Below are 21,542 nucleotides of genomic sequence, written 5' to 3' on the forward strand. Positions count from 1 at the left end.
GTGCTTTTCCTTAACACATAGTCTTCAACCGGGCCAACAGCGTGTCGCGGTCGGCCAGAAAATCGCCGTCGATCCAATCGCGCTCGAGCCGCGTCAGGGCCGCTCCCAGCGCCGGTCCGGGGATCAGGCCCAGCGCAATCGCATCCTTCCCCGATATCGGAAACAACGGCGGTGTCCACCCCTGCGCGACGGAACTCAGCCGGGCCCAGCCGTCCCCGGCCCGACGCTCCCCGTCACGGGCGGTGCCGAGGATCGCCCGGTCCCGCGCGCGGTCGGCCCCCAGGTGATAGACGGTGGCGCGGGCGGCCTTTTCGTCGCCGGGCGGCGTGGCGTTGTCCGTCAGGAAGGACAGGCGCGCGGCGTCCTTGTTCGACAGGCGCAAGCGGGTCGCAACGGCCTGCCCGTCCGCGCCGGTCGGCAGCAAGGCCGCGAGCCGCAGGATCGGATCGGCGGTCCGGTCGATCAGCCGCTCCAGCACCGCGGTTTCTTTCGCTTCCGGCAGCCAGTGGTCCAGGAACCCGTCCGTGAGCATGACGGTCAGCGCCGCGATCGGGTCCGGCAGACCGATCAGGCGCAGCAGTTCCCCGGCGACCCGTTCGGCGGAGAGTTCGGGTAACAAATCCCGCCGTGCGCGGCAGGCATCCAACCCGACGCGGTCGAAGGCGGGGCAATTGATCTGCGCGTGAAACCGGAAGAATCGCAGGATGCGCAAAACGTCTTCTCGAATGCGCGTATCGGCATCGCCGATGAAGCGCAGATGCCGCATTTCCAAATCGGCCAGCCCGCCATGGAAGTCCGTGATCGTGCCGTCGGCATCGGCATAGAGCGCGTTGACGGTGAAATCCCGGCGCAGCGAATCTTCCCGCCAATCGGTGGTATAGGCGACAACCGCGCGGCGTCCGTCGGTTTCGACATCGCGGCGTAAACTGGTGACCTCAAAGGGGCGGTGATCGGGCAGGGCGGTGATCGTGCCGTGATCGATGCCGGTCGGAATGAACCGGATTCCCGCCTTGGTCAGGGCCTCTATCACCGCGGGCGGGGTCAGATCGGTGGCGAGGTCGATATCCTTCACCTTCCTCCCCAACAAGGCGTCGCGCACGCAGCCGCCGACGAAGCGCACCGTCCCTCTCGCGTCGGTCAGGGCGGCCTGAACGCGGATTGTATCGGATGCCAGCATCCAATCCGGGGGCGTCAAGCGGTTCACGCCCTTATTCCTGGCTGGGGGCGTCACTGGGGATGTCACCGGGAGCAACGGGTTCGAAATGGCCCGGTACCACGACCCCGTCGATGACGGTCGGCGCGACCCAGCGGCCTTGGGTCAACGGTTCGCGCGCGAAGAACAGATAGGTCAGGGACAGGATGACCAGAAAGCAGCCCGCAATGACCAGGCGCGTCCAGGGCCAGGTCTGCCAGCTTTCCAGCTTTTCCCCGTGTTCTTCCATTTCTCGCTTGCGGTTCGCGAACCAGATCCAAACCGCATAGGCGACGAAGGGCGTCAGGAAGGGCAGGATAATGCTTAAAATCGTCCGGATCATGTATGACTCGTCTTTGCTGTCGGGTCGGACCCGGCGGGGGCAGGCTGGGTGGGATGGGGCGGCAGGCTCGGCGACAATGCGTCACGCGGCATCAGGATGTCGACCAGATTGACGATCATGCCCGCTGTCGCGCCCCAGATGAAATACTCGCCATAGGGCATGGCATAGAAATGACGATCCGTCCCGTTGATAGTGTGCGAATGCCGCTGATGGTTCGCGCGATCCAGTAGGAAAGCGAAGGGAACTTCGAAAATTTCGTCCACTTCGAACGGGTCTGGTCGGGGCGCGATATCCGGATCGACCGCGCCGACGAACGGGGTCACGGCATAACCGGTACGCGTCACATAGGGCGCGATGCTGCCCAGGATACGGATGCTGCCCGCGCCGATTCCGACCTCTTCCTGGGTTTCGCGCAGGGCCGTCGCGATGTCGTCGGTATCTTCCGGGTCGCGGCGTCCGCCGGGGAAGGCGATCTGTCCGGCGTGGTCCTTCATATGCGGCGTGCGCTTGGTCAGCAGCATCGTCGTCCCTTCAGGGCGCTGCACCAAGGGAATCAACACGGAGGCCGGGATCAGGTCGTCGCGCATCGGACGCATGCCGGGGTTCAGATCGTCGTCCCCCCTGCGTGTCGGCACCGCTGCGCCCAGAATCCGCCGTTCGATTTCCGCAAAATCCATCATCTACCCGTTATCCACGTGTCCGAGGGTAAACCGCTGTCCGGCGCTGTCCAGTACCAGTGTCGATCCTGTCGCGGTTTCAACGGTTTCCGCCCGTTCCACCATGTCATAGAAGATCGGGCGCGCGATCAGGGCGTCCAGCCCGTCCCGTATATGAATATAGGGTGACGGTTCGCCGGTTTCAGGGTCTTCGGTTACCCGGATCGGATGATCCGCATCGGCGGTCACCCAATGGTCCAGATTGGTGCGGAAACGCAGGACCGGGTTTCCGTCCGCATCTTTTTCTTCCGTCATCGCGACCGCGACGAAGGGGGCGTCGTCGACCTGGATGCGGCCCCGTTCCACCGGCGTGACCAGCCAATAGTCGCCGTTTTCGTCGCGTTGCAGGACGGTCGCGAACAGTTGGCACAGCTTCATCCGCCGGATCGGTCCGCCGCGATAGGTCCAGGTTCCGTCACGCAAAATGCGCATGTCGAAATCGGTGTAAGTCTTCGGCCAGGCGAAGCCGGAAAGGCCTTCGCCTCGTTCCATCAAGTCCTTGAGGCTTTTGCGCTCACGGTCACTTTTTGGATAGGGGGGTTGTTTCGCCATTGCGGTGCACTCATCCTCAATTACGATAGTATGCGGGGAATTCGACGGTACGGGCAACGCCTGCGTCCGAATTCCGACCGGGACCGATGCTCAGAGACTCACCTGACAGGAGGGACGCGCGTGACCCAATCGACAGCAGCACAGGAAGACGCCGCGATGCTGATCGGCGAGATGGAGAAGGTCGGCGAGACGCTGGGCGCTGTGCGCGAGCAGATTCGGCAGGTCTTCTTCGGTCAGGACCGTGTGGTGGACGAGGTTCTGACGGTGCTTCTGGCCGGTGGCCACGTCCTTCTGGTCGGGGTGCCGGGTTTGGGCAAGACGTTGTTGGTCGAAACCTTGAGCCGCGTCTTGGGGCTCGACTCTCGCCGCGTGCAGTTCACGCCGGACCTGATGCCCGCCGATATCCTGGGGTCCGAAGTGCTGGAGGAAGGCGAGGACGGCCGCCGCGGTTTCCGGTTCCTGCCCGGTCCGATCTTCACCCAGCTTCTGATGGGCGACGAAATCAATCGCGCCAGCCCGCGCACGCAATCCGCGTTGTTGCAGGCGATGCAGGAAGGCACCGTAACGATTGCCGGTCACGGCCATGCCTTGCCGAAACCGTTTCATGTCCTGGCGACGCAAAACCCGATCGAACAGGAAGGCACCTATCCCCTGCCGGAGGCGCAGTTGGACCGTTTCCTGTGTCAGATCGACATTCATTATCCCGATCTGGAATCCGAACGGGAAATCGTCCTGAAGACGACCGGCCTGTCGAAATCGGAAGTAAAGGCCCGGATGAACGGCGAGTCGCTGTTGCAGGCGCAATCGCTGACCCGCCAGGTGCCGGTCGGGGAAAGCGTCGTTGAATCGATCCTGCGCATGGTGCGCAACGGGCGGCCGGAAACAAGCGATCTGGACGTTATCCGGGACCGCGTGTCCTGGGGTCCGGGACCGCGCGCCAGTCAGGCGCTCATGCTGGCCTGTCGTGCGCGGGCGCTGCTGCAGGGCCGACTGGCCCCGTCCGGCGACGATGTCGCGGCCATGGCGAAACCCGTCCTGCGGCATCGCATGGCGCTCAGCTTCGCGGCGCGGGCGGAAGGATACGATATGGACGGCACGATCGACGCATTGGTTGAGGCGAGCCTGTAAGACACCCATGAGCATGATGCCCCGTCCCCCGCAGACCCCCCCGGAAACGACCGACAACGGTCTGGCGCCGGGCGATGTCGCGCGGGCGGAGGCGATGGGGGAGGGCCTGCCCGCCCTTCTGGTCGCCGCCGAACAGGTCGCCGCCACGGTCGCGCAAGGCGTCCATGGCCGTCGTCGTGTCGGCACGGGGGAGGCCTTCTGGCAATACCGCCCCCATGGCAGCCACGATTCCGCAACCGCCGTGGATTGGCGGCGGTCGGCCCGATCCGACGACTTGTTCGTCCGCGAAACGGAATGGGAAGCCTCGCAATCCGTCTGGGTCTGGTCGGACCGGAGTCCCTCCATGGCCTATACCGGCGGCAAGGACCGCCCGGCGAAGGCGGATCGCGCGATGCTGTTGATGCTCGCCGCCTGTTCGGCCCTGCTGCGCGGGGGGGAACGGGTCGGCTTGATCGGCATGGACCGGCGGGCCAGCGGGGGCCGCGCGGGCCTGAAGCATATCGTCGAACGCCTGATCACCCATGCGTCGGCGGATTTGCCGGAAAGTGCGGCGGGTCTGCCCCCGTCGGTCGATCTTCCGCGCCATTGTCAGGGCCTGATCTTCAGCGATTTTCTGGGGCCGGTGGAAGACTGGGAACGGCGCTTCGCCGAATTTTCCGAACAGCGCGTCGGCGGACTTGCGGTTCAGGTTCTGGACCCGGCGGAAGAAACCCTGCCCTTCCGGGGCCGCGCCCGATTCGAGGGCCTGGAGGGCGAAGGCGATTATGTCGCCGAAAAGGTCGAAACCCTGCGCCCTGGTTATCGGTCGCGGTTGGCGGCGCATCGCGACGCCCTGCGCCATGCCGCGCGGTCGGCGGGTTGGGAATTGCTGGTGCATCATACGGACCGGCCCGCGGAACAGGCGCTGATGTCGATTTACGTCGCCCTAGCGCGGTGGGGAGGATAGGGCGATGCTGACGATCGGGTCCTTCGCCTTCACCGCGCCCTGGTTGTTGCTGGGGCTCGCCGCCCTGCCGGTTTTATGGATGTTGCTGCGGCTGATGCCGCCCGCGCCGCGTCGGGTGAAGTTCCCGGCCATCCGCCTGCTGTTCGGCCTGACGGGGGAGGAAACGACACCCCAGGCCGTGCCCTGGTGGATCCTGCTGCTGCGCCTGTTGCTCGCTGCCTTGATCGTCTTGGTCGCCGCGCGGCCCGTCTTGAACCCGGAAGCGCCCTTGCAGGGCACCGGCCCGCTGGTCATCGCCATCGATGACGGCTGGGCCGCCGCGCCGCGCTGGCAGGACCGTATGGACCGCGCCCGCGGGCTGGTCGATCTGGCGGACCGTGAAGGCCGGGAAATCCATCTGGTGCTGGGCGCCGCCCCACCGTCGGGCGAATTGCTGGAACCCCGTCGCCTGCTGTCGCCGCAGGCAGCGAGGGAGGCGATCGGCGCGCTGGAACCGAAGCCCTGGCCGGTCAACCGGACGGCGATGACCCGGTCAGTCAAGGCGTTGACCGCAGAAGGCGGTCTGTCGGGCGCGGATGTGTTCTGGCTGACCGATGGGTTGGACGGCGACACGGTGACGGAATTTTCGGAAGCGTTGGGCGATTTGGGCGCGTTGAATGTGATCGTGCCGGATCGCGATCAGGGGCCGTTCCTGCTGACGCCGCCGGAACCGGGCGAACCGGTCCTGACGGTGACGGTTCGCCGCGCGACGGCAGCGACGCCCGCCGATGTCGCGGTCATCGCCTATTCCGATGACGGCAGGCCGCTGGCCCGGCGGGACGCGAAACTCGCCGCCGGTGAAACCGAAACGGCGCTGACCTTCGACATGCCCATGGAACTGCGCAATGCGACGGCCCGGCTGGGGATCGAAAACCAGGTCGGTGCGGGGGCCAGTGTCCTGTTGGATGAACGCTGGCGGCGGCGACCGGTCGGGATCATCGCCGATATCGGCAACCGCGAGGCCCTGCCGTTGCTGTCGGAAATCTATTTCCTGGACCGGGCGCTGGCCCCGTTGGGCGAGGTGGATAGAGGCCCCGCCGGAATATTGTTGAAAGTGCCGCAGTCAATCCTGCTGCTGCCTGACGAAACCGTGTTGGAAAGCGAGGATAGCGCGCGTCTGACGGACTGGGTCGAGGGCGGCGGGATGCTGATCCGCTTCGCCGGTCCGCGCTTGGCGGCGGCGGTGGACGACCCGTTGATCCCGGTCGCCCTGCGCAGCGGTGGGCGGCAATTGTCCGGCGCGATGTTGTGGTCCGAACCGGCGCGGATCGGCGCGGTTTCGGACGACGGGCCTTTCGCCGGTCTGGTGCCGCCGGGCGATGTGACCGTGACCCGGCAAGTGTTGGCCGAACCGTCGCTGGACCTGGACCGCAAGACCTGGATGCGGCTTGCCGACGATACGCCGTTGGTGACGGCGGACCGGCGCGGCGACGGTTGGCTGGTTCTGGTGCATACGACCGCGAACACCGAATGGTCCAGCCTCGCCCTGTCCGGCCTGTTCGTCGATATGCTGGAACGGTTGACCGCGATGGGCCGCAGCGTCGGCGAGTCCGCCGATATGCTGACCGCCCCGATGCCGCCCTATCGCCTGCTGGACGGATTCGGGCGGTTGGGCGATCCGCAGAATTCCGCCCGCGCCATTCAGGCCGATAGTCTAGCCGAAACCGATATCACCGCCGCGTCGCCACCGGGATTTTACGGCGACCGGGCTCGGCGCGTGTCGCTCAACCTCGGTGATCGGCTGCCGGACTTTGCGGCGCGGTACGATTATCCGGGGGCAAGGACGGAAAGCGGTTACGACTTGCGGGAGGAAACGCCGCTGGCCCCGTATCTGTTGATCGCGGCACTGGTTCTGCTGGCGCTGGATACCCTGATTACCGCGTCGATCCGGGGCTTTGGGGTGCTCCGTGTCGGTCTGCCCGTGCTGGCCGTCGTGATGGTCCTGTCTTCCGCGCCGCCGCCCGCGCTGGCGCAGCAGGCGGAGATACCGGAAGGCGCGCGGTTCACGGTGCTGGCCTATATTCTGACCGGCGACCGGGATGTGGATGCGACCAGCGCGGCGGGTCTGCGGGGATTGAGCGAAATTCTGCGCCAGCGCACGGCGGTGGAGGCGGGGGACCCCGTCGGCGTCGATCCGCGCCGGGATGAACTGGCTTTCTATCCCTTGCTTTACTGGCCGGTTCTGGATGGGTCCGCACCGATCGATGCGGCGACGGCGGATCGCCTGAACCGCTATATGGCCAGCGGCGGGATGATCCTGTTCGATACCCGCGACGGGCATCTGGCGGGCAGCCGGATCGGCACCACGTCGGATGTCTTGCGCCGTCTGGCGCGATCCTTGGATATTCCGCGTATCGGGGCGGTGCCCGCCGACCATGTTTTGACCCGCAGTTTCTACCTGATGCAGGACTTCCCCGGTCGCTGGTCCGGCGGCACCTTGTGGGTTGAAATCGGCGGGACCAGCAATAATGACGGGGTGTCCCCCATCGTCGTCGGGGATGCTGACTGGGCCGCGGCCTGGGCCGTGGACGATTATGGACGTCCCCTGTATCCGGTCGGCGGCGATGACGAACGGCAGCGCGAAATGGCCTATCGGTTCGGCGTCAATCTGGTGATGTATACGCTGACCGGGAATTACAAATCCGATCAGGTGCATATCCCGTCGATCCTGGAGCGGTTGGGGCAATGACGGGCTATTCCATCGCCTTTTCCCCCTATTTGCCGGTCTGGTTGCTGGTTCTACTGGCGGTTCTGTCCGTCGGTGTGTTCGGCTGGCTGACCTATCGCCGCATTCCGGGAATGATCGTGCGGGCCGTTTTCGCGACGGCGATCCTGCTGGCGCTCGCCAATCCGGCCCTGTTGGAAGAACGGCGCAATCCGAACCCGGATGTGGCCCTGCTGATCCTGGACGAAACGCCGTCCCAGGGCATGGTTAACCGGATCGCCGCGACGCGGGAAGCCGCGACGACGCTGGAAACCCGCATGCGCCGGGCCGACCCGACCCTGGACATCCGGCGGGTGGTCCTGAAACACGACAGTTTGAGCGACGGTGCGAAAGGTACGCAGGTCCTGCCGGCGGTGCGCGAGGCGCTGGCCGACGTGCCCGACCGTCGCTTCGCCGGGGCGGTGTTGATCACAGACGGGCAGGTGCATGACGCCGCGGCGCTGGGCGGCCTACCGCCGGGGCCGCTGCATGCACTGATCGTCGGCGACCCCAGTGTGCGCGACCGGCGCCTGACCATTGTGGAAGCCCCCAGTTTCGGCCTGATCGACGAACCGATGGAACTAAAAGTCCGGATCGACGATCCCCAAGCGGAAGCGGGCGAAACCGTGCGGCCCAGCCTGTCCGTCGACGGATCGCCGCGCCGGATCGACAGGCTGCCCCTGAACCGAACCGTCTCCATCCCCCTGACGCTGGACCATCGCGGCGCGTCCGTCGTGGAACTGTCGGTGCCGGAAGTGCCGGGCGAACTGGCCGTTTCGAACAACCGCGCGGTCGTATCCATCAACGGCGTGCGCGACCGGTTGCGGGTGCTTTTGGTCAGCGGCGAACCCCATCCGGGGGAACGGACATGGCGCAACCTGCTGAAATCCGATCCGTCGGTCGATCTGGTGCATTTCACCATCCTGCGCCCACCGGAAAAGCAGGACGGCACGCCGATCGACGAGTTGTCGCTGATCGCCTTCCCGACGCGGGAATTGTTCGAGGTCCGCCTGCATGATTTCGACCTGATCGTGTTCGACAATTATCGGCGGCGCGGCGTTCTGCCGACGATCTATCTGTCGAATATCGTCGATTTCGTGCGCGAGGGCGGGGCGCTGCTGGATGCGACGGGGCCGGGATATGCCGGACCGTTCAGCCTGTACCGCACGCCGTTGGGCGATATCCTGCCGATGGAACCGACCGGAACGGTATCGGAAGCGCCGTTCCGGCCGACCCTGTCCGAATTGGGCCGCCGTCATCCGGTCACCGCCGGATTGCCGATGGGACCGGATCGCCTGCCGGGCATGAACGATGCCGCCTGGGGTCAATGGCTGCGCCAGATCGATGCCGTGACCAAATCCGGCGAAGTCCTGATGACGGGGTTCGAAAATGAACCGCTGGTAACCTTGGAACGCGTCGGCGACGGCCGCGTCGCGCAGGTGGCCAGCGACCATATCTGGCTGTGGGCACGGGGCTATGATGGCGGCGGGCCGCATGCGGAACTGCTGCGCCGTCTCGCCCATTGGCTGATGAAGGAACCGGAACTGGAAGAAGAAGACCTGCGCGCCCGCGTGCAGGGCGATCGCCTGTCCGTGCGCCTGCGCAGCATGCAGGATCGTGCCGACGCTCCGACCGCCCGCATCGAGGCGCCGGACGGCAAGACAACGAACCTGACGCTTCAGGAAACGGCGGATGGGCAATATGCGGGCGAATTGCCGCTGACCCAGACGGGTCTTTACACGATTACGGAGGGCGGGCGCACGACGCGGGTCGCGGCGGGATCGCTGAATGCCGTCGAATTCGCGGACCTGCTGCCGACGGATCGCTTGCTGTCCGATCCGGTGACGGCAAGCGGTGGGGCACTGCATTGGCTGCGCAGCGATGACGTGCCAGCCGTTCGCCGCGTTTCCGGCGACCGGGCGACGGCGGGCTCGGATTGGATCGGGTTCGTCGCGAACGGCGATTACAGCGTTGTCGGGTTGGATTCCGTTCCTATCCTCCCTGGATGGTTGCTGTTGCTGGTCAGTCTTTTCTGCCTGGCGGTAGGCTGGTACCGGGAAGCGCGCTGACGCCGGGAAAATCAGGCTTCGGTGCTTGACGCGACCGATTCGCAAGCAGACACTTTGCCCCCCGATTTCGTGCGCCATTTTGGGGAACCGGACGCCGACTAGAATGAGTTAACTTCCTTGGATACGAATACGCTCGCCACCGCAAAAAAACTCGACAGCGACGATGTCGCCGAAGCCTGTTTCGGCGCGGCCGCGCGGTCTCATTTCCTGCTCGAAGACGGGCTGACCTATCTGAATCACGGATCCTATGGCGCGGTGTCGAAGCCGGTGATGGCGGCGGCGCAGCGTTGCCGCGAACGGATCGAACGGCAGCCCTGCCGGTTCATGGCCGAGGACCTGCCCGTTGCCCTGCGAAAGACGGCGGATCGGGTCGGCGACTATGTCGGTGCGAAAGGCGACGATATCGTTTTCCTGGACAATGCGACGACGGCGATCAACGCGGTGCTGCGGTCGCTGGTCCTGTTTCCCGGCGTCGACGTTTTGACGACCACGCTGACCTATGGCGCGGTGATGCGGACGCTGGAATTCGTCTGTGACCGGGCGGAGGCGCGTCTGATCCCCGTGCATATCGACTATCCGGTGCCGGATGCGGAAACGGTGGTGGACCGGTTGGTCTCCGCCATTACCTCGCGCACCCGGCTGTTGGTCATCGACCACATCACGTCGCGCGGATCGGCGGTACTGCCGCTGGCAGAAATCGCGGCGGAATTCGCGGATCGCGGCATTCAGGTACTGGTGGACGGCGCGCATGGGCCGGGGATGCTGGACCTCGACGTCGAATCCCTGGGCGTCACCTGGTATACGGGGAATTGCCATAAATGGCTGGGCGCGCCCAGGGGCTCCGCCTTCCTGTGGACCGCGCCGGACCGTCAGGCCTTCATGCGTCCGACCACGATCAGCCATCATGTCGCCAATGGCTATATTCCGGCGTTCGATTGGCCGGGCACCAAGGACTTCACTCCCTATTTGACCATTCCAGACGCGCTCGATTTCCGGGCGCGTTTTGGTGAGGACGCGATCCGCGACTATTGCCACGATCTGGCCTGCCGGGCGGGCGACTATCTGGCCCGCGAGCTGGGGACGGTCGTCGGAACGCGCGAGTCGATGACACCCTTCATGGTGTCGGTCGCCCTGCCGAAACGCTTCGGTGCCGCGAAACAGGATGTGGCCGACGCATTGATCCGTAAAATCCGGGACGAATACCATTTGGAAGTCGCGATCCACGCCTTCGAGGGGCGGCTTTGGGCGCGTCTGTCCTTCTATGTCTACAACGATATGGAAGACGTCGACCGCCTGCTCCACGCGCTGAAATCGGTGGAATAGGCCTTACCAGGAAAATCCGCGCTGATAATAGGTCGGGATCGCGCCGTGGGACCGGCCCAGATCGGCGACGCTTTCCGCATCCGCGTTTTCCTGAAGGTCGTCGCGGTGAATACCACCGGTGATGAACAAGCCGTCCATACCGGCGCCTACCGCGCCCGCGATATCGTGGGACAGGGAATCCCCGATTCCAAGACCGGGGCCGGAGACGCCGGTTTCCTGTCGGATCGCGCGATAGGCGTCTTGACCCGGCTTGCCGTGCCATTTCACCGTGCCGCCCATGCCTTCATACAATTCCGCGATCGCGCCGGGGCAGATTTTCAAACTGCCGTCGGGTTGAACGCTGACCCGGTCCGGATTGGCGCAGGTCAGCGGCAGGCCGCGTTCCAAGGCGCGGGTCAGGATCGGACGGTAGGCGTCCAGCGACGGCCGGTCGGTTCCCGCGCATAGGATGAAGTCGGCCTGTTCGATATCGTCGGTCTCATCGAAACCGGTGCCGTCGACAATGGCGCGGTCGTCGTCCCAGGCGAACATGAGGAAGCGCGGCCCCAACGTGGCATAGAACGGGTCGTCGCGGCGCATCAGCCCCTGATGCACCTGTTCGCCCGACGTGATCGCCAGATCGTATAAATCCCGACTGAAACCCAGGGCGGACAGACGCTTATAGCTTTCCGAGACGCGCTTGCCGGAATTGGACAGCAGCGTCACCGCCGCGCCGGTTTCCTTCAACTTACGCAAAGCCTCAATGGCGCCCGGATGCGGTTTCGCCCCGTCATGCAGGACGCCCCATTGGTCGACCACGAACAGGTCGTAGCCATCGGCGATGTCGCGAAGTCCGGATATCGGTTTGGGAAGAAGTATCGTCATGCAGGCGCTATGCCCGGTCAATCCTTTGGGGTCAAGTTAAGCCTTCATGCCGCCCCGCCCGGCGGTTCCTTGCTGAGGCGCGGTTCGCCGAACAGATAGCCCTGGCCGAAATCGATGTTGAAATCCAGCAATTCGACCAGCGTGCCTTCGGTTTCGATCCCGTCGATGATCAGGTCGATGCCGCGACCGTCGAGGTCCTGCTTCAAATCGCGCATTTCCACCGCATCTTGCCCGCCGCGTTGCAGGTATTTCAGGACCAGAGACGCGTCGATCTTCAAATAGGTGAAATGCCGCGCCTGCAAACCGTCCAGGTCCAGGTGCAGGTCGGTAATCCCGTCCATGGAGAAGCGATAGCCGAGCGAGCCGAGCCGGTCCAGATCCGCCGCCATGCCCTTCAAATCGTCGCCGATATCCGCCTGACTGAATTCCAGAACCAGATTAGGGGCGAGTTCCGCATGGGATTCCATATATTCGATGAAATCGCGGAAAAATTCCCGGTCGCGCAGCGTGTGGGTGGCAATGTTGCAGAAGAAGGCCGCGGCGAAATCCTTGCGTCGCAGCCGCCGCAACAGTTGAACACACCGGAACAGAAGCATGTTGTCGATGGCCGATTGCAGACCGGCGGCACGGGCGGCGGCGCCATATTCCGATTCCGTCAGGATATCGCCGGAGGATGAGCGGATGCGGCTGAAGCACTCGTAGAATCGCCGTTTGCGCTGCGGTAGGCTGACGATCGGCTGCAGATACAGATCGACGCGGTCGTCCCGCAGGGCCTCGCGGATCGTGGCCAGTAGTTTGCGGTCCTCGACACTGGCGATCGGTTCTTCAGCGGCCTTCGGCTGACGGGCGCCGCCGACGACACGCAGTCCGCCGCGCAACGCGCGGCCCAGACCGCCGCCGGCAGAGCTTCCGCCATTGGCAACCGATCTCTCCTCATAGTCTTCGTCGTCGGTCAGGTCGTCCGCTCTGCCCCGACTGCCGAAGCGGGGTTCCCGGCGGTTGTTGGCGCGCAGGGATACGGAATCCTCCGACAAGGACATGGGCGGCTTTTCCCGCCCCGCATAAAGCTGTTCGACGAGATTGTGCAGCACGCGGACTTCGGCATTCGCCTCCCGCATGGTGCGGTCCGAATCCGCCGCCGCGTCGCGCGATTTTCGGCGCGTTTCCGGCGGGGCGGCGGTGTTTTCCTCATTCTCCCGCGCGGCCATGCGCTCCAGGAGGGAGCGGGCCTCATATTCCGCTTCGGCGCGGGACGGTTCCTCGCGCATGCGTTCGGCCTCGACCCGCGCTTCGGCGGTCAGGCCTTCCAGCGCCGACATCAGCGTGTCGTGATCGCCGCCCTCGACCGCTTCGAACAGGCGACGGATTTCGTTGCGCGCGACGGACAGTTCCTCGCGGTTTCGGTCGAAGGCGCGTTTCAGTAACAGCAGCCGTCTATATTCCCGTTCCGATTCCGCGCGACGGATAAAGGCTTCCTGCAGAATCGCGCAGGACAGGAAAACCACCATGCCCAGAAGGATCGAGACAACGGCATCGATACCGGGCACGACGCGATGGGCCAGCACCCCGATGGCGGATGCCAGGGTGACGTAGCAGAAGAAGATCGCAAAGTGCCACAGTCGGCTCATGCAGGGGTCCCGGACCGGAAGGAGCCGCAATCACGGCTTAATAGCCTGATATGTTACCAAAATTCGCGGAGAGGGACAGCCGCTTTGACCTATTCGGCCTCTACGCGGGTAAGCTGTTGTTATTATTGTTAATTGCGGTGATCCGCGCCGACCGCTTCGGACAGATGGTTGAACCCGTCGGCATCCAGCAGCGCGGGCAGACCGTCCAGGATACGCTGCACCAGTCCCGGTCCTTGGAAGACGAGCGCGGTATAAAGCTGGACCAGCGACGCGCCCGCCCGGATTTTGGCATAGGCGCTTTCCGCGTCCGACACGCCGCCGACCCCGATCAAGGGCACTGCGCCCTCGCACAATTCATAAACGCGTCGCAATGTCTGCGTGGACGGTTCGAACAGCGGTGCGCCGCTCAATCCGCCGGTCTGGCCCTTATTGTCAGAGCGCAGGCTGTCCGGTCGCGCTATCGTGGTGTTGGACACGATCAGTCCGGAGACGCCGGGGTCGCGCGCGACGGTGGCAATGGCCTGCAGGTCCGCATCGGTCAGGTCCGGTGCAATCTTGATCAGCACGGGCAAGGGGCGGTTCGCGGCCTCCACCACGGCGGCGAGCAATTCGCGCAGATGTTCCGGCGATTGCAGCGCGCGCAGGCCCGGCGTGTTGGGGGAGGACACGTTGATCGTCAGATAGTCGGCAAAGGGCGACAGATGCGCGGCGCAGGCCGCATAGTCCGCCGCCGCGTCCTCGCTGTCCTTGTTCTTGCCGATATTCGCGCCGACCGGACCCGGGCGCTGTCCGTCGCCGACCGTCAGGGCCAATTGATGCGCTGCGGCTTCCATACCGTCATTGTTGAACCCCATGCGGTTGATCACGGCGCGGTCTTCGACCAGCCGGAACAGGCGCGGTCGGGGATTTCCCGATTGTGGTCGGGGCGTCACGGTGCCGATTTCAATGAAGCCGAAGCCGACATCGAAACTGGGCAAGATCGCTTCGGCGTTCTTATCGAATCCGGCGGCCAGACCGATCGGGGACGGGAAGTTCAGGTTGAAAAGCTGCATGGCCAAGCGCGGATTCACGGCCGCCGCGAGCTTCGGTCCGAATCCATGTTTCATCGACCAAACTGTCAATCGGTGCGCGGTTTCGGCATCGAGCCGACGCAGCATCGGCAGGGCGAGGTCGGCAAGGCTCATGGAAATCCTTATTCGAGATCCGGGAATACGTGCTCACCGGTCGGCCCGAGCGGTAAGGGTGTTGCCGATACCACGGAGTCGACGGCCACGTCTCCATAAATATGCGGGAAGAGTTTACCGCCGCGCGATTCCTCCCAAACCAGTTCGTCGCCAAGGGCCGCTTCGTCCACGGCAAGCAGGATCAGGTCGGTTTCTCCCGCTCGATGCTTTCGGGCGCTTTCAGCGATCTGGGACGCGGTCGAGAAATGCAGGAATCCGTCTACGCGATCCGCATCCGTTCCCCGGTACGAGGCGTTCTTCTGGGCAGCCTCCCAAGCCGCAATTTTCGCAAGATGATAGATCATGATTCCAAAAATGTATGGCCCGGGTTGGATTTGGGCAAGCTGTAATTATACATGTTTTGTTCTCATAATATCGCAGGATAGTAAATTTAATCTTGACATGTTCTTTTAAATCCGTATTATCACATGGGTGAAGCGGAACAGGCATCGGTCGTTCCGGCAGGACCCGCCCCTTCGGCGCGGACAATCCCTTCCTAGAGACTTTTGACGGGTCAACCGACGCGGGAGCGAAACGGTACGATGCGGATGTGCGGCGGTGAAAGCCTGAACATCCCATATGTTTCCGACACCGCTTCGCGTCGGCCCCCAATATCTCTCCGGTAGAGCGGCCGGGGCGCGATTTCGACTTTCGCGCCGCCGAGAACCTCTTCCCGCCGGTTTCCAAAATCGACATTGCGCGGTCTTCGCCCCGACGGCGGGGACCGGCCAACAGAAGGAGCATGATATGACCCCCACAGTGGATCGGTCATTCAGCCGCCAATTCGAAGTCGACGTCCATCTCGCCTATCAGCGCATGGGGTCGAAACTTCGCAACACGGTGCGCGGAAAGAACAATATCAAGGGGACGTCGACGACGTTCCAGAAAATCGGCAAAGGCACGGCTTCCACGAAGGCGCGTCACGGCAAGGTGCCGGTGATGAACCTGGACCACGAACCGGTCGAAATCACGCTGCAGGACTATTACGCCGGTGATTGGGTCGATGCCCTGGACGAATTGAAGACCAGCCATGACGAATTCGGCGTCGTCACCAATGCGGGCGCCTATGCGCTGGGCCGCAAAACGGATGAGTTGATCGTCGATGCGATGGAAACCACCCCGTCGGGCCAGGACGCTCAGGACGGTACGACCGGCCTGACCAAGGCGAAGGTGTTGGAAGCCTTCGAAATGCTGGGCGCCATGGATGTGCCGGACGACGGGCAGCGTTATGCCGTGATCGGCTGGAAACAATGGAGCCAGCTTCTCGACATCGAGGAATTCGCCAATGCGGATTATGTCGGTCAGGACGACCTGCCCTGGAAGGGGACGCAGGCGAAGCGCTGGCTGGGCACGTTGTGGATGCCGCATTCGGGCCTGGTCCTGGAAGACGGTGTGCGCAACGGCTACTGGTATCACAAGACCGCCATCGGTCATGCCATCGGCAAGGATGTGACATCCGACATCTCCTGGCACGGGGACCGGGCGGCGCATTTTATCAACAACATGATGAGTCAGGGCGCCGGCGTGGTCGATGACAGCGGCATCGTCCGCCTGCCCTGCCTCGAATCCTGATCGGGGGGCGTCATGGCTTTCGCATCAAAGGACCTCAGCGTTATCGCCTATGCCAACGGTTTCACGCTTTGGCATTACACCACGCCGGACGCCGCAGCGGTCGTCGATACGTCCGGTTACTTCAACGCGGCGTCGGACATGCTGCGGATCGGGGACATGATCCTCGCGAATACGGACACGGAAGGCGGTTTCGCCTCCGGTATCCTGCATGTCTCTTCCAATGCGGGCGGCGTGGTCGACGTCGATGATCTGACCTCGGTCGGCACGGTGAATACCGACTGATCGGCATCGCACACGCTTTGTACGCGAAGGGCCGCCTGATCCGTTGGGCGGCCCTTTTTGCCTCGCCTTGTGGGAGACATGAGAATGGCACTGAACAGTATCCAATTGGCCAGCCGCGCCTTGATCAAGATCGGCGCGACGCCGATCGCCGGTTTCGATGAAGGAACGGCGGAAAGCCTGGTCGCGGCGACGCTGTATCCGTCAATCCGCGACGCGCTGATTTCGGCGTATCCGTGGAGCTTTGCGACCGCGCAACGTGCCCTGTCGCGCCTTGTCGGCAATCCGGCGGCGGATTTCGATTATGCCTATCAACTGCCGTCGGATTTCCTGCGCGCGCTGTCCGCCGGGCAGTCGGGATATGGGCGCGGTCTTGATTATCGCATCGTCGAACGGCGAGTGCATACGAACGCCGTGTCGGTGACGCTGACCTATATCTTCCGGCCGAATGAATCAGCCTTCCCGCCATTCTTCGACCAGGCACTGATCGCCAAACTGGCGGCGGAATTCTGCTTGCCGATCACGGAAAGCACCAGCCGGGCGGAAGCCCTGCACAAACTGGCCGACGATGCGTTCCGGCAGGCGCGTCTGATCGATGCACAGCAGGACGTTCCGTCCCGGTTCGAAGACTATACCTTGGTGGGAGTGCGCGGCTGATGGCACGGATCAAGACGATCAAGACCAACTTCACCGCGGGCGAAATATCAACGGAACTGATCGGCCGGGGCGATCTGTCGGCCTATGACAATGGGGCGGCGAAGCTACGCAATGTACGCGTCATCCCGACTGGTGGCGTCACGCGCCGCGCAGGGTTGCGTCATGTCGCCGAGTTGCCGGGTGGCGGACGCCTCGTCGCCTTCGAATTCAATACCGAACAGGTCTATCTGCTGGCCTTCACGGACGCGCGGATCGCGGTCTATGCCGACGAAACGCTGGTGGCGTCGCTGGAAGCGCCCTGGACCGGTGCGCAACTGGCCCAGCTCGCCTGGACGCAAAGCGCCGACACGTTGCTGCTGGTGCACCCCGATGTCGCACCGAAGAAGCTGACGCGGAAAGGGCCGGGTGATTGGGTGCTGACCGACTGGAAGTTCTATGAAAAGGACGGTCGCGTCTTCCAGCCCTTTTTCAAATTCGTCGATGATGAGGTGACCCTGACGCCCAGCGGGACGAGCGGAACCGTAACGCTGACCGCGTCCGCCGACGTGTTCGATGCCGCCCATGTCGGCACGCGGTTCCGGCTGGCCGATAAGGAAGTCGAAATCACGGGGGTTTCGTCAGCATTGGTGGCGAGCGCAACGGTGACGGAAACCTTGGCCGGTACCGGTGCGACAAAGGATTGGGAGGAACAGAGTTTTTCACCCGTGCGCGGGTATCCCGTATCCGTCTGCTTTCACCAAGACCGACTGGTGATCGGTGGCAGCCGCGACCTGACGAACCGGCTCTGGCTATCGAAATCGGCGGATCTGTTCAATTTCGATCTGGGTGATGCGGAAGACGATGAAGCGATCGAATTCGCCATCCTGTCGGATCAGGTGAACGCCATCCGGGCGGTATTCTCCGGGCGGCATCTGCAAATTTTCACGTCCGGCGCGGAATGGATGGTAACCGGCGATCCGCTGACGCCGTCCGCGATTCAGTTGAAACGGCAGACGCGGATCGGGTCCCCCGTCGATCGATCCATTCTGCCCCGGGATGTGGATGGTGCGACCCTGTTTGTGTCGCGCAGCGGCTATGAACTGCGTGAATTCCTGTTCGCGGATGTGGAACAGGCGTACCAGTCCAATGATCTGGCTGTGCTGTCCAATCGGATGATGCGTCAACCGGTCGACCAGGATTTCAACAAGTCGGAACGTATCCTCTACATCGTGAACGGTGATGGAACGCTGGCCTGCGTCACGGTGTTTCGAATGGAAAAGGTGACGGCCTGGTCCTTGATGGAAACCCAGGGCGCGTTTCAGTCCGTCGCCGTGGTCGGGGAACGCGTCTATGTCCTGACCCTCCGTGAGGGTACCCACCGTCTGGAACGGTTCGATACGGCGGTTTTGACGGATGCCGCCGTGACGGCTGCGGCGGAAGATGACCGCACCCTTTGGGACGGTTTCGGCCATTTGGAAGGCCGCCTTGTCGATGTCGTGGCCGACGGTGTTCTGCGCGATCCGGTCGAGGTCGTTGACGGGGCCATCACGCTGGAACAGCCGGCTCGATCCATTCAGGCCGGGCTTGCCTACACCCATGTCGTGGAACCGTTGCCGGTCTTTCAAACCGGGGCGGGCGGGCTGACCCAGGGCAGCGCGGTGCGGCTGGTGCGGGCGACGTTTCGGCTGTTCGAAACGGCGGCTTTGGTCGTGGATACCGGGCAGGGCTTACGTCCCTTGCCGTTTAAGAGTTTCGGTCCGGCAGCCCTCGATTCCCCGATCCAGCCGGTGACGGCGGATAAAAGCGTCCGGGCCCTGGGCTGGACGCGCGGCGAACCGGTGCCCCTGTGGCGGATCCAGCAGACGGATCCGCTGCCCTCTACCGTGTTGTCGGTGCTAACGGAAATTTCAACCAACGGATAGGAAAGGACGATCGAGATATGGGAGAGGTATCAGCAGCCCTGGCGGTCGCGAATACCGTGCTGGGCATGCAACAGGCGTCGCAGCAGCGTAAGGCCCAGGCCGCACAAATCGCCCATCGGCAGCAACAAGCCGCGCTTCAGCAGCGGATCGAAGAACGCAAACTGGCCCGCGAACGGCGGCAGCAGGAAGCGACCGCACGGGCGCGATTTGGAGCGTCGGGCATCAGCGCGAACGGCGGGTCCGCCGCCGCCGTGCTGCGCGGTCTCAACAAGGACTATGACGACGCCTTGGCGGACAGCCGTGCGATTTATTCGAGTCGCATGGGCGTGCCCAATCTACTCGATGACGGTCCCGGATTGGGTCAGATCATCGGTTTGGGGCAAGACATTATCGGCCTTGGGCAGACCTTGTCGGACTCGTTTTCCCAAAAGACGGGCGGTCAGGCGAGCAAGGTGGGCACCCCGATAAGTTACTCTCGAGGATAGGAGAACGAAGATGAGCGATATCAAGATCAATGACGTACGCCCGCGCGTACAGTATGTGCAGGGTGTCGGCGATGCGGCGGTCTCCGTATTCGATTTTCCCTTCCCGGTCCTGGATGCCGCCGATTTGCGGGTGGCCGTCGACACGACTGTGCTGGGGGCGGCGGATTTCTCCATATCCGGCATCGGTGCCGAGAACGGCGGTAGCGTTACTCTCGCACTCCAACCGGCGGGTGGGTCCCGGGTCACCTTGTGGCGGGATATGCCGTTCCAACGGACGACCGATTTTACGCCGGGCGCCGATCTGCGTGCCGCGGTCCTGAACGACGAATTGGACCGAACGGCTCTGCTTTTGCAGCAGGCGGAGGCGCTGGTCGGCGATTCCATACACCGCCGCCCCTATGACGAAGACGTGGAACTGGTGTTGCCCAGTATCGAGGAGCGGGCCGGACGGCTTCTAAGCTTTGACTCCCAGGGGCGGCCCGAAGCCACGGTGGCCCGCATTAACACGGATATTGCGAATTTTGCACTCATCTATCTGGGTGCTCGCAATACCGTGAACGAACCTGTGGTGCGCTTGGACGGATTGCCTCTCCAAGCTGGAGATCTGTATTTCAATACGGACAGCCGGACGATGCGGGCATTTTCCGGCGATAGCTGGGTGGATGCCTATTTACCGGACACGGCTTATCTAAGGGCGGACGGTGATGTCAGCTTGACGGCGGATCTGGATTTCGGCGGCCACAATCTGGTGAATATCGGAACGGTCAACGGCCGCGATATGGACGGCGTTTTCACATTGTTGGACACGCTGGTGGAAGGGCCGGAGGCTCCGGTAGACCAAGTCGCCCGCGACATGACCATTTTGAACGCCTTCGAGATCGCGCGTATGGACGGCCTGACCGCCCATGCGATGGCGAATACCTACCTGGATACTTTCGCGGACAATAGCGGGGTCGCCGATGGCGGTTTTTCGGCCAATGCAAATTACGATTCGGAGGAAGGTTTTTATTCCGGCGTCCAGTCGACCGTCGACAGATTTGGCGGAAGCTGGGTTCAGGATGGCAGTTATCCTGCTCTCTCCAGCATTTCGGCGGGGTTTATCGACGGAAATGGCGGGAATGCCGCCTGCTATTACGCGAAAGCATTTTCCGGCGACTTCCGGATGTCCTTCACGATGGGCGGCAGTGGTACCGGAGGCTCGGAACTGGCCCTAGTTCCTGTCGGTCAGGAAGCGAGTATGGCGACAATCATGGCCTACGGGTCCGGCGGGGTCCGGATCAATGGCTTGAGCTACTATTGGTCGACATTCAACGTTTCGACCGTTGCGGTCGTTACCAATAACAGCGCGTGGGGTGGTTTCTGGTATAACGGGTCGAATATTTCACCCGTCCCCGCGGATTGGGGTGTCGGGACAGTGCTGACGTTCGAGCGGGTCGGGCCGCGGCTGAAAGTTTGGCGGGGCGGCATCGTGCATTTCGATCATCCGTCTTGGGGGGGGGAGGATGTCTATTTGTGGTTCTCGCATGCCGACGGCCACAATCCGGACTGGACCGGCGCCTCTGCAACCGAATTCGGGTTGGATGCGATGACGGTAACGTCGGTACCGATCGCGGCTGCCGCGGAACCGGGCACGGCACGCGTTATTTTGGCGGCGGAGGCAGTCGATTCGCCGTCCTTTACCCTTAATACGGATTTGATCGCGGAGGTCAGCCGGGACGATGGCTCGACCTGGGTTCAGGCGGTTCTGGATATCATCGCCGTGCCGTCCGGAACCGTCGGTGTTTATGCCGGAACGGCGGATCTTAACACCGCAGCATCCGGCAATACGTTGCGGCTTCGGGTGCGGGTACCATCGGCGATGAATATCCGAATTCACAAATGGGCGGTTCAAACCGATCAGCTGCTGACGGCGTAGTCGCGG

19 protein-coding genes are annotated in these 21,542 nt (G+C 63.3%); 11 read left to right on the plus strand and 8 right to left on the minus strand.

Annotated elements, in window-relative coordinates; translation table 11 throughout:
* Positions 1-10: 10 nt before the first annotated feature.
* Genes HH303_RS11955 through HH303_RS11970 form a run of 4 tightly spaced genes read right to left on the minus strand, consistent with a single transcriptional unit; the run spans position 11 to position 2,803 of the window.
* Positions 11-1,204, minus strand: a complete 1,194-nt coding sequence (locus HH303_RS11955) for a CCA tRNA nucleotidyltransferase (protein ID WP_319637395.1) — start codon at positions 1,202-1,204, stop codon at positions 11-13.
* 4 nt (positions 1,205-1,208) lie between these two features.
* The gene (locus tag HH303_RS11960; protein ID WP_169625557.1) at positions 1,209-1,535 is read right to left on the minus strand and encodes a DUF6111 family protein; all 327 of its coding nucleotides are present in this window, start codon (positions 1,533-1,535) and stop codon (positions 1,209-1,211) included.
* A complete protein-coding gene (locus tag HH303_RS11965; protein WP_169625558.1) occupies positions 1,532-2,215 on the minus strand; it encodes a CoA pyrophosphatase in 684 nt (227 codons plus the stop codon). Before HH303_RS11965 ends, HH303_RS11960 begins: the two co-directional genes overlap by 4 nt.
* Positions 2,216-2,803 carry a DUF1285 domain-containing protein gene (locus HH303_RS11970; protein ID WP_227421735.1) on the minus strand — a complete coding sequence of 196 codons (588 nt, stop codon included), beginning with the start codon at positions 2,801-2,803 and terminating at the stop codon, positions 2,216-2,218.
* A 156-nt stretch (positions 2,804-2,959) separates the two neighbouring features.
* Here HH303_RS11970 and HH303_RS11975 point away from each other — a divergent pair, with 156 nt between their 5' ends.
* The 5 genes from HH303_RS11975 (at position 2,960) to HH303_RS11995 (ending at position 11,012) form a co-directional block, all read left to right on the plus strand.
* Entirely contained in the window at positions 2,960-3,931 is a 972-nt protein-coding gene (locus tag HH303_RS11975) for an AAA family ATPase (RefSeq protein WP_169625803.1), read from the plus strand.
* A gap of 13 nt (positions 3,932-3,944) precedes the next feature.
* Positions 3,945-4,877 carry a DUF58 domain-containing protein gene (locus tag HH303_RS11980; protein ID WP_227421736.1) on the plus strand — a complete coding sequence of 311 codons (933 nt, stop codon included), beginning with the start codon at positions 3,945-3,947 and terminating at the stop codon, positions 4,875-4,877.
* 4 nt (positions 4,878-4,881) lie between these two features.
* Complete coding sequence (locus HH303_RS11985; RefSeq protein ID WP_169625559.1) at positions 4,882-7,605, plus strand: DUF4159 domain-containing protein; 2,724 nt, start codon at positions 4,882-4,884, stop codon at positions 7,603-7,605.
* Entirely contained in the window at positions 7,602-9,689 is a 2,088-nt protein-coding gene (locus HH303_RS11990; protein WP_169625560.1) for a hypothetical protein, read from the plus strand. The genes HH303_RS11985 and HH303_RS11990 overlap by 4 nt, the downstream gene beginning before the upstream one ends.
* Positions 9,690-9,806: 117 nt before the next feature.
* Positions 9,807-11,012 carry an aminotransferase class V-fold PLP-dependent enzyme gene (locus HH303_RS11995; protein ID WP_169625561.1) on the plus strand — a complete coding sequence of 402 codons (1,206 nt, stop codon included), beginning with the start codon at positions 9,807-9,809 and terminating at the stop codon, positions 11,010-11,012.
* Positions 11,013-11,015: 3 nt separating this feature from the next.
* Here the strand turns inward: HH303_RS11995 and HH303_RS12000 are convergent, their stop codons facing one another.
* The 4 genes from HH303_RS12000 to HH303_RS12015 all read right to left on the minus strand — a co-directional run bounded on the left by HH303_RS12000 (position 11,016) and on the right by HH303_RS12015 (position 15,032).
* Positions 11,016-11,876 carry a TIGR01459 family HAD-type hydrolase gene (locus HH303_RS12000; RefSeq protein ID WP_169625562.1) on the minus strand — a complete coding sequence of 287 codons (861 nt, stop codon included), beginning with the start codon at positions 11,874-11,876 and terminating at the stop codon, positions 11,016-11,018.
* 44 nt (positions 11,877-11,920) lie between these two features.
* Positions 11,921-13,504, minus strand: a complete 1,584-nt coding sequence (locus HH303_RS12005; protein ID WP_169625563.1) for an EAL domain-containing protein — start codon at positions 13,502-13,504, stop codon at positions 11,921-11,923.
* Between the two features lie 128 nt (positions 13,505-13,632).
* Entirely contained in the window at positions 13,633-14,688 is a 1,056-nt protein-coding gene (locus HH303_RS12010) for a quinone-dependent dihydroorotate dehydrogenase (RefSeq protein ID WP_169625564.1), read from the minus strand.
* A gap of 8 nt (positions 14,689-14,696) precedes the next feature.
* Positions 14,697-15,032, minus strand: coding sequence for a DUF952 domain-containing protein (locus tag HH303_RS12015; protein WP_227421737.1), 336 nt, complete (start codon positions 15,030-15,032; stop codon positions 14,697-14,699).
* Between the two features lie 442 nt (positions 15,033-15,474).
* Between HH303_RS12015 and HH303_RS12020 the strand changes: the two genes are divergently transcribed.
* The 6 genes from HH303_RS12020 to HH303_RS12045 all read left to right on the plus strand — a co-directional run bounded on the left by HH303_RS12020 (position 15,475) and on the right by HH303_RS12045 (position 21,536).
* On the plus strand, positions 15,475-16,299 hold the full coding sequence (locus HH303_RS12020) for a phage capsid protein (RefSeq protein WP_169625565.1): 825 nt from the start codon (positions 15,475-15,477) through the stop codon (positions 16,297-16,299).
* Between the two features lie 12 nt (positions 16,300-16,311).
* On the plus strand, positions 16,312-16,581 hold the full coding sequence (locus HH303_RS12025) for a hypothetical protein (RefSeq protein ID WP_169625566.1): 270 nt from the start codon (positions 16,312-16,314) through the stop codon (positions 16,579-16,581).
* An 84-nt stretch (positions 16,582-16,665) separates the two neighbouring features.
* Complete coding sequence (locus HH303_RS12030; RefSeq protein ID WP_169625567.1) at positions 16,666-17,235, plus strand: hypothetical protein; 570 nt, start codon at positions 16,666-16,668, stop codon at positions 17,233-17,235.
* The gene (locus tag HH303_RS12035) at positions 17,235-19,136 is read left to right on the plus strand and encodes a hypothetical protein (RefSeq protein ID WP_169625568.1); all 1,902 of its coding nucleotides are present in this window, start codon (positions 17,235-17,237) and stop codon (positions 19,134-19,136) included. Before HH303_RS12030 ends, HH303_RS12035 begins: the two co-directional genes overlap by 1 nt.
* Positions 19,137-19,153: 17 nt before the next feature.
* Entirely contained in the window at positions 19,154-19,621 is a 468-nt protein-coding gene (locus HH303_RS12040; RefSeq protein ID WP_169625569.1) for a hypothetical protein, read from the plus strand.
* A 10-nt stretch (positions 19,622-19,631) separates the two neighbouring features.
* Positions 19,632-21,536: a hypothetical protein gene (locus HH303_RS12045; protein ID WP_169625570.1), complete on the plus strand. Its 1,905-nt coding sequence runs from the start codon at positions 19,632-19,634 to the stop codon at positions 21,534-21,536.
* Positions 21,537-21,542 lie beyond the last annotated feature (6 nt).

This window comes from Pacificispira spongiicola, assembly GCF_012926505.1.
In the GTDB taxonomy this organism is placed as follows: Bacteria; Pseudomonadota; Alphaproteobacteria; order UBA8366; family Aestuariispiraceae; genus Pacificispira; species Pacificispira spongiicola.

Bases quoted from the DNA above. Each gene is read 5' to 3' on its own strand.
- HH303_RS11985 (WP_169625559.1), top strand. From the start codon at position 4,882: ATGCTGACGATCGGGTCCTTCGCCTTCACCGCGCCCTGGTTGTTGCTG.
- HH303_RS11980 (WP_227421736.1), top strand. From the start codon at position 3,945: ATGATGCCCCGTCCCCCGCAGACCCCCCCGGAAACGACCGACAACGGT.
- HH303_RS12005 (WP_169625563.1), bottom strand. From the start codon at position 13,504: ATGAGCCGACTGTGGCACTTTGCGATCTTCTTCTGCTACGTCACCCTG.
- HH303_RS12000 (WP_169625562.1), bottom strand. From the start codon at position 11,876: ATGACGATACTTCTTCCCAAACCGATATCCGGACTTCGCGACATCGCC.
- HH303_RS12035 (WP_169625568.1), top strand. From the start codon at position 17,235: ATGGCACGGATCAAGACGATCAAGACCAACTTCACCGCGGGCGAAATA.
- HH303_RS12040 (WP_169625569.1), top strand. From the start codon at position 19,154: ATGGGAGAGGTATCAGCAGCCCTGGCGGTCGCGAATACCGTGCTGGGC.
- HH303_RS11970 (WP_227421735.1), bottom strand. From the start codon at position 2,803: ATGGCGAAACAACCCCCCTATCCAAAAAGTGACCGTGAGCGCAAAAGC.
- HH303_RS12045 (WP_169625570.1), top strand. From the start codon at position 19,632: ATGAGCGATATCAAGATCAATGACGTACGCCCGCGCGTACAGTATGTG.
- HH303_RS12030 (WP_169625567.1), top strand. From the start codon at position 16,666: ATGGCACTGAACAGTATCCAATTGGCCAGCCGCGCCTTGATCAAGATC.
- HH303_RS12025 (WP_169625566.1), top strand. From the start codon at position 16,312: ATGGCTTTCGCATCAAAGGACCTCAGCGTTATCGCCTATGCCAACGGT.
- HH303_RS12010 (WP_169625564.1), bottom strand. From the start codon at position 14,688: ATGAGCCTTGCCGACCTCGCCCTGCCGATGCTGCGTCGGCTCGATGCC.
- HH303_RS11960 (WP_169625557.1), bottom strand. From the start codon at position 1,535: ATGATCCGGACGATTTTAAGCATTATCCTGCCCTTCCTGACGCCCTTC.
- HH303_RS11975 (WP_169625803.1), top strand. From the start codon at position 2,960: ATGCTGATCGGCGAGATGGAGAAGGTCGGCGAGACGCTGGGCGCTGTG.
- HH303_RS12015 (WP_227421737.1), bottom strand. From the start codon at position 15,032: ATGATCTATCATCTTGCGAAAATTGCGGCTTGGGAGGCTGCCCAGAAG.
- HH303_RS12020 (WP_169625565.1), top strand. From the start codon at position 15,475: ATGACCCCCACAGTGGATCGGTCATTCAGCCGCCAATTCGAAGTCGAC.
- HH303_RS11965 (WP_169625558.1), bottom strand. From the start codon at position 2,215: ATGATGGATTTTGCGGAAATCGAACGGCGGATTCTGGGCGCAGCGGTG.
- HH303_RS11990 (WP_169625560.1), top strand. From the start codon at position 7,602: ATGACGGGCTATTCCATCGCCTTTTCCCCCTATTTGCCGGTCTGGTTG.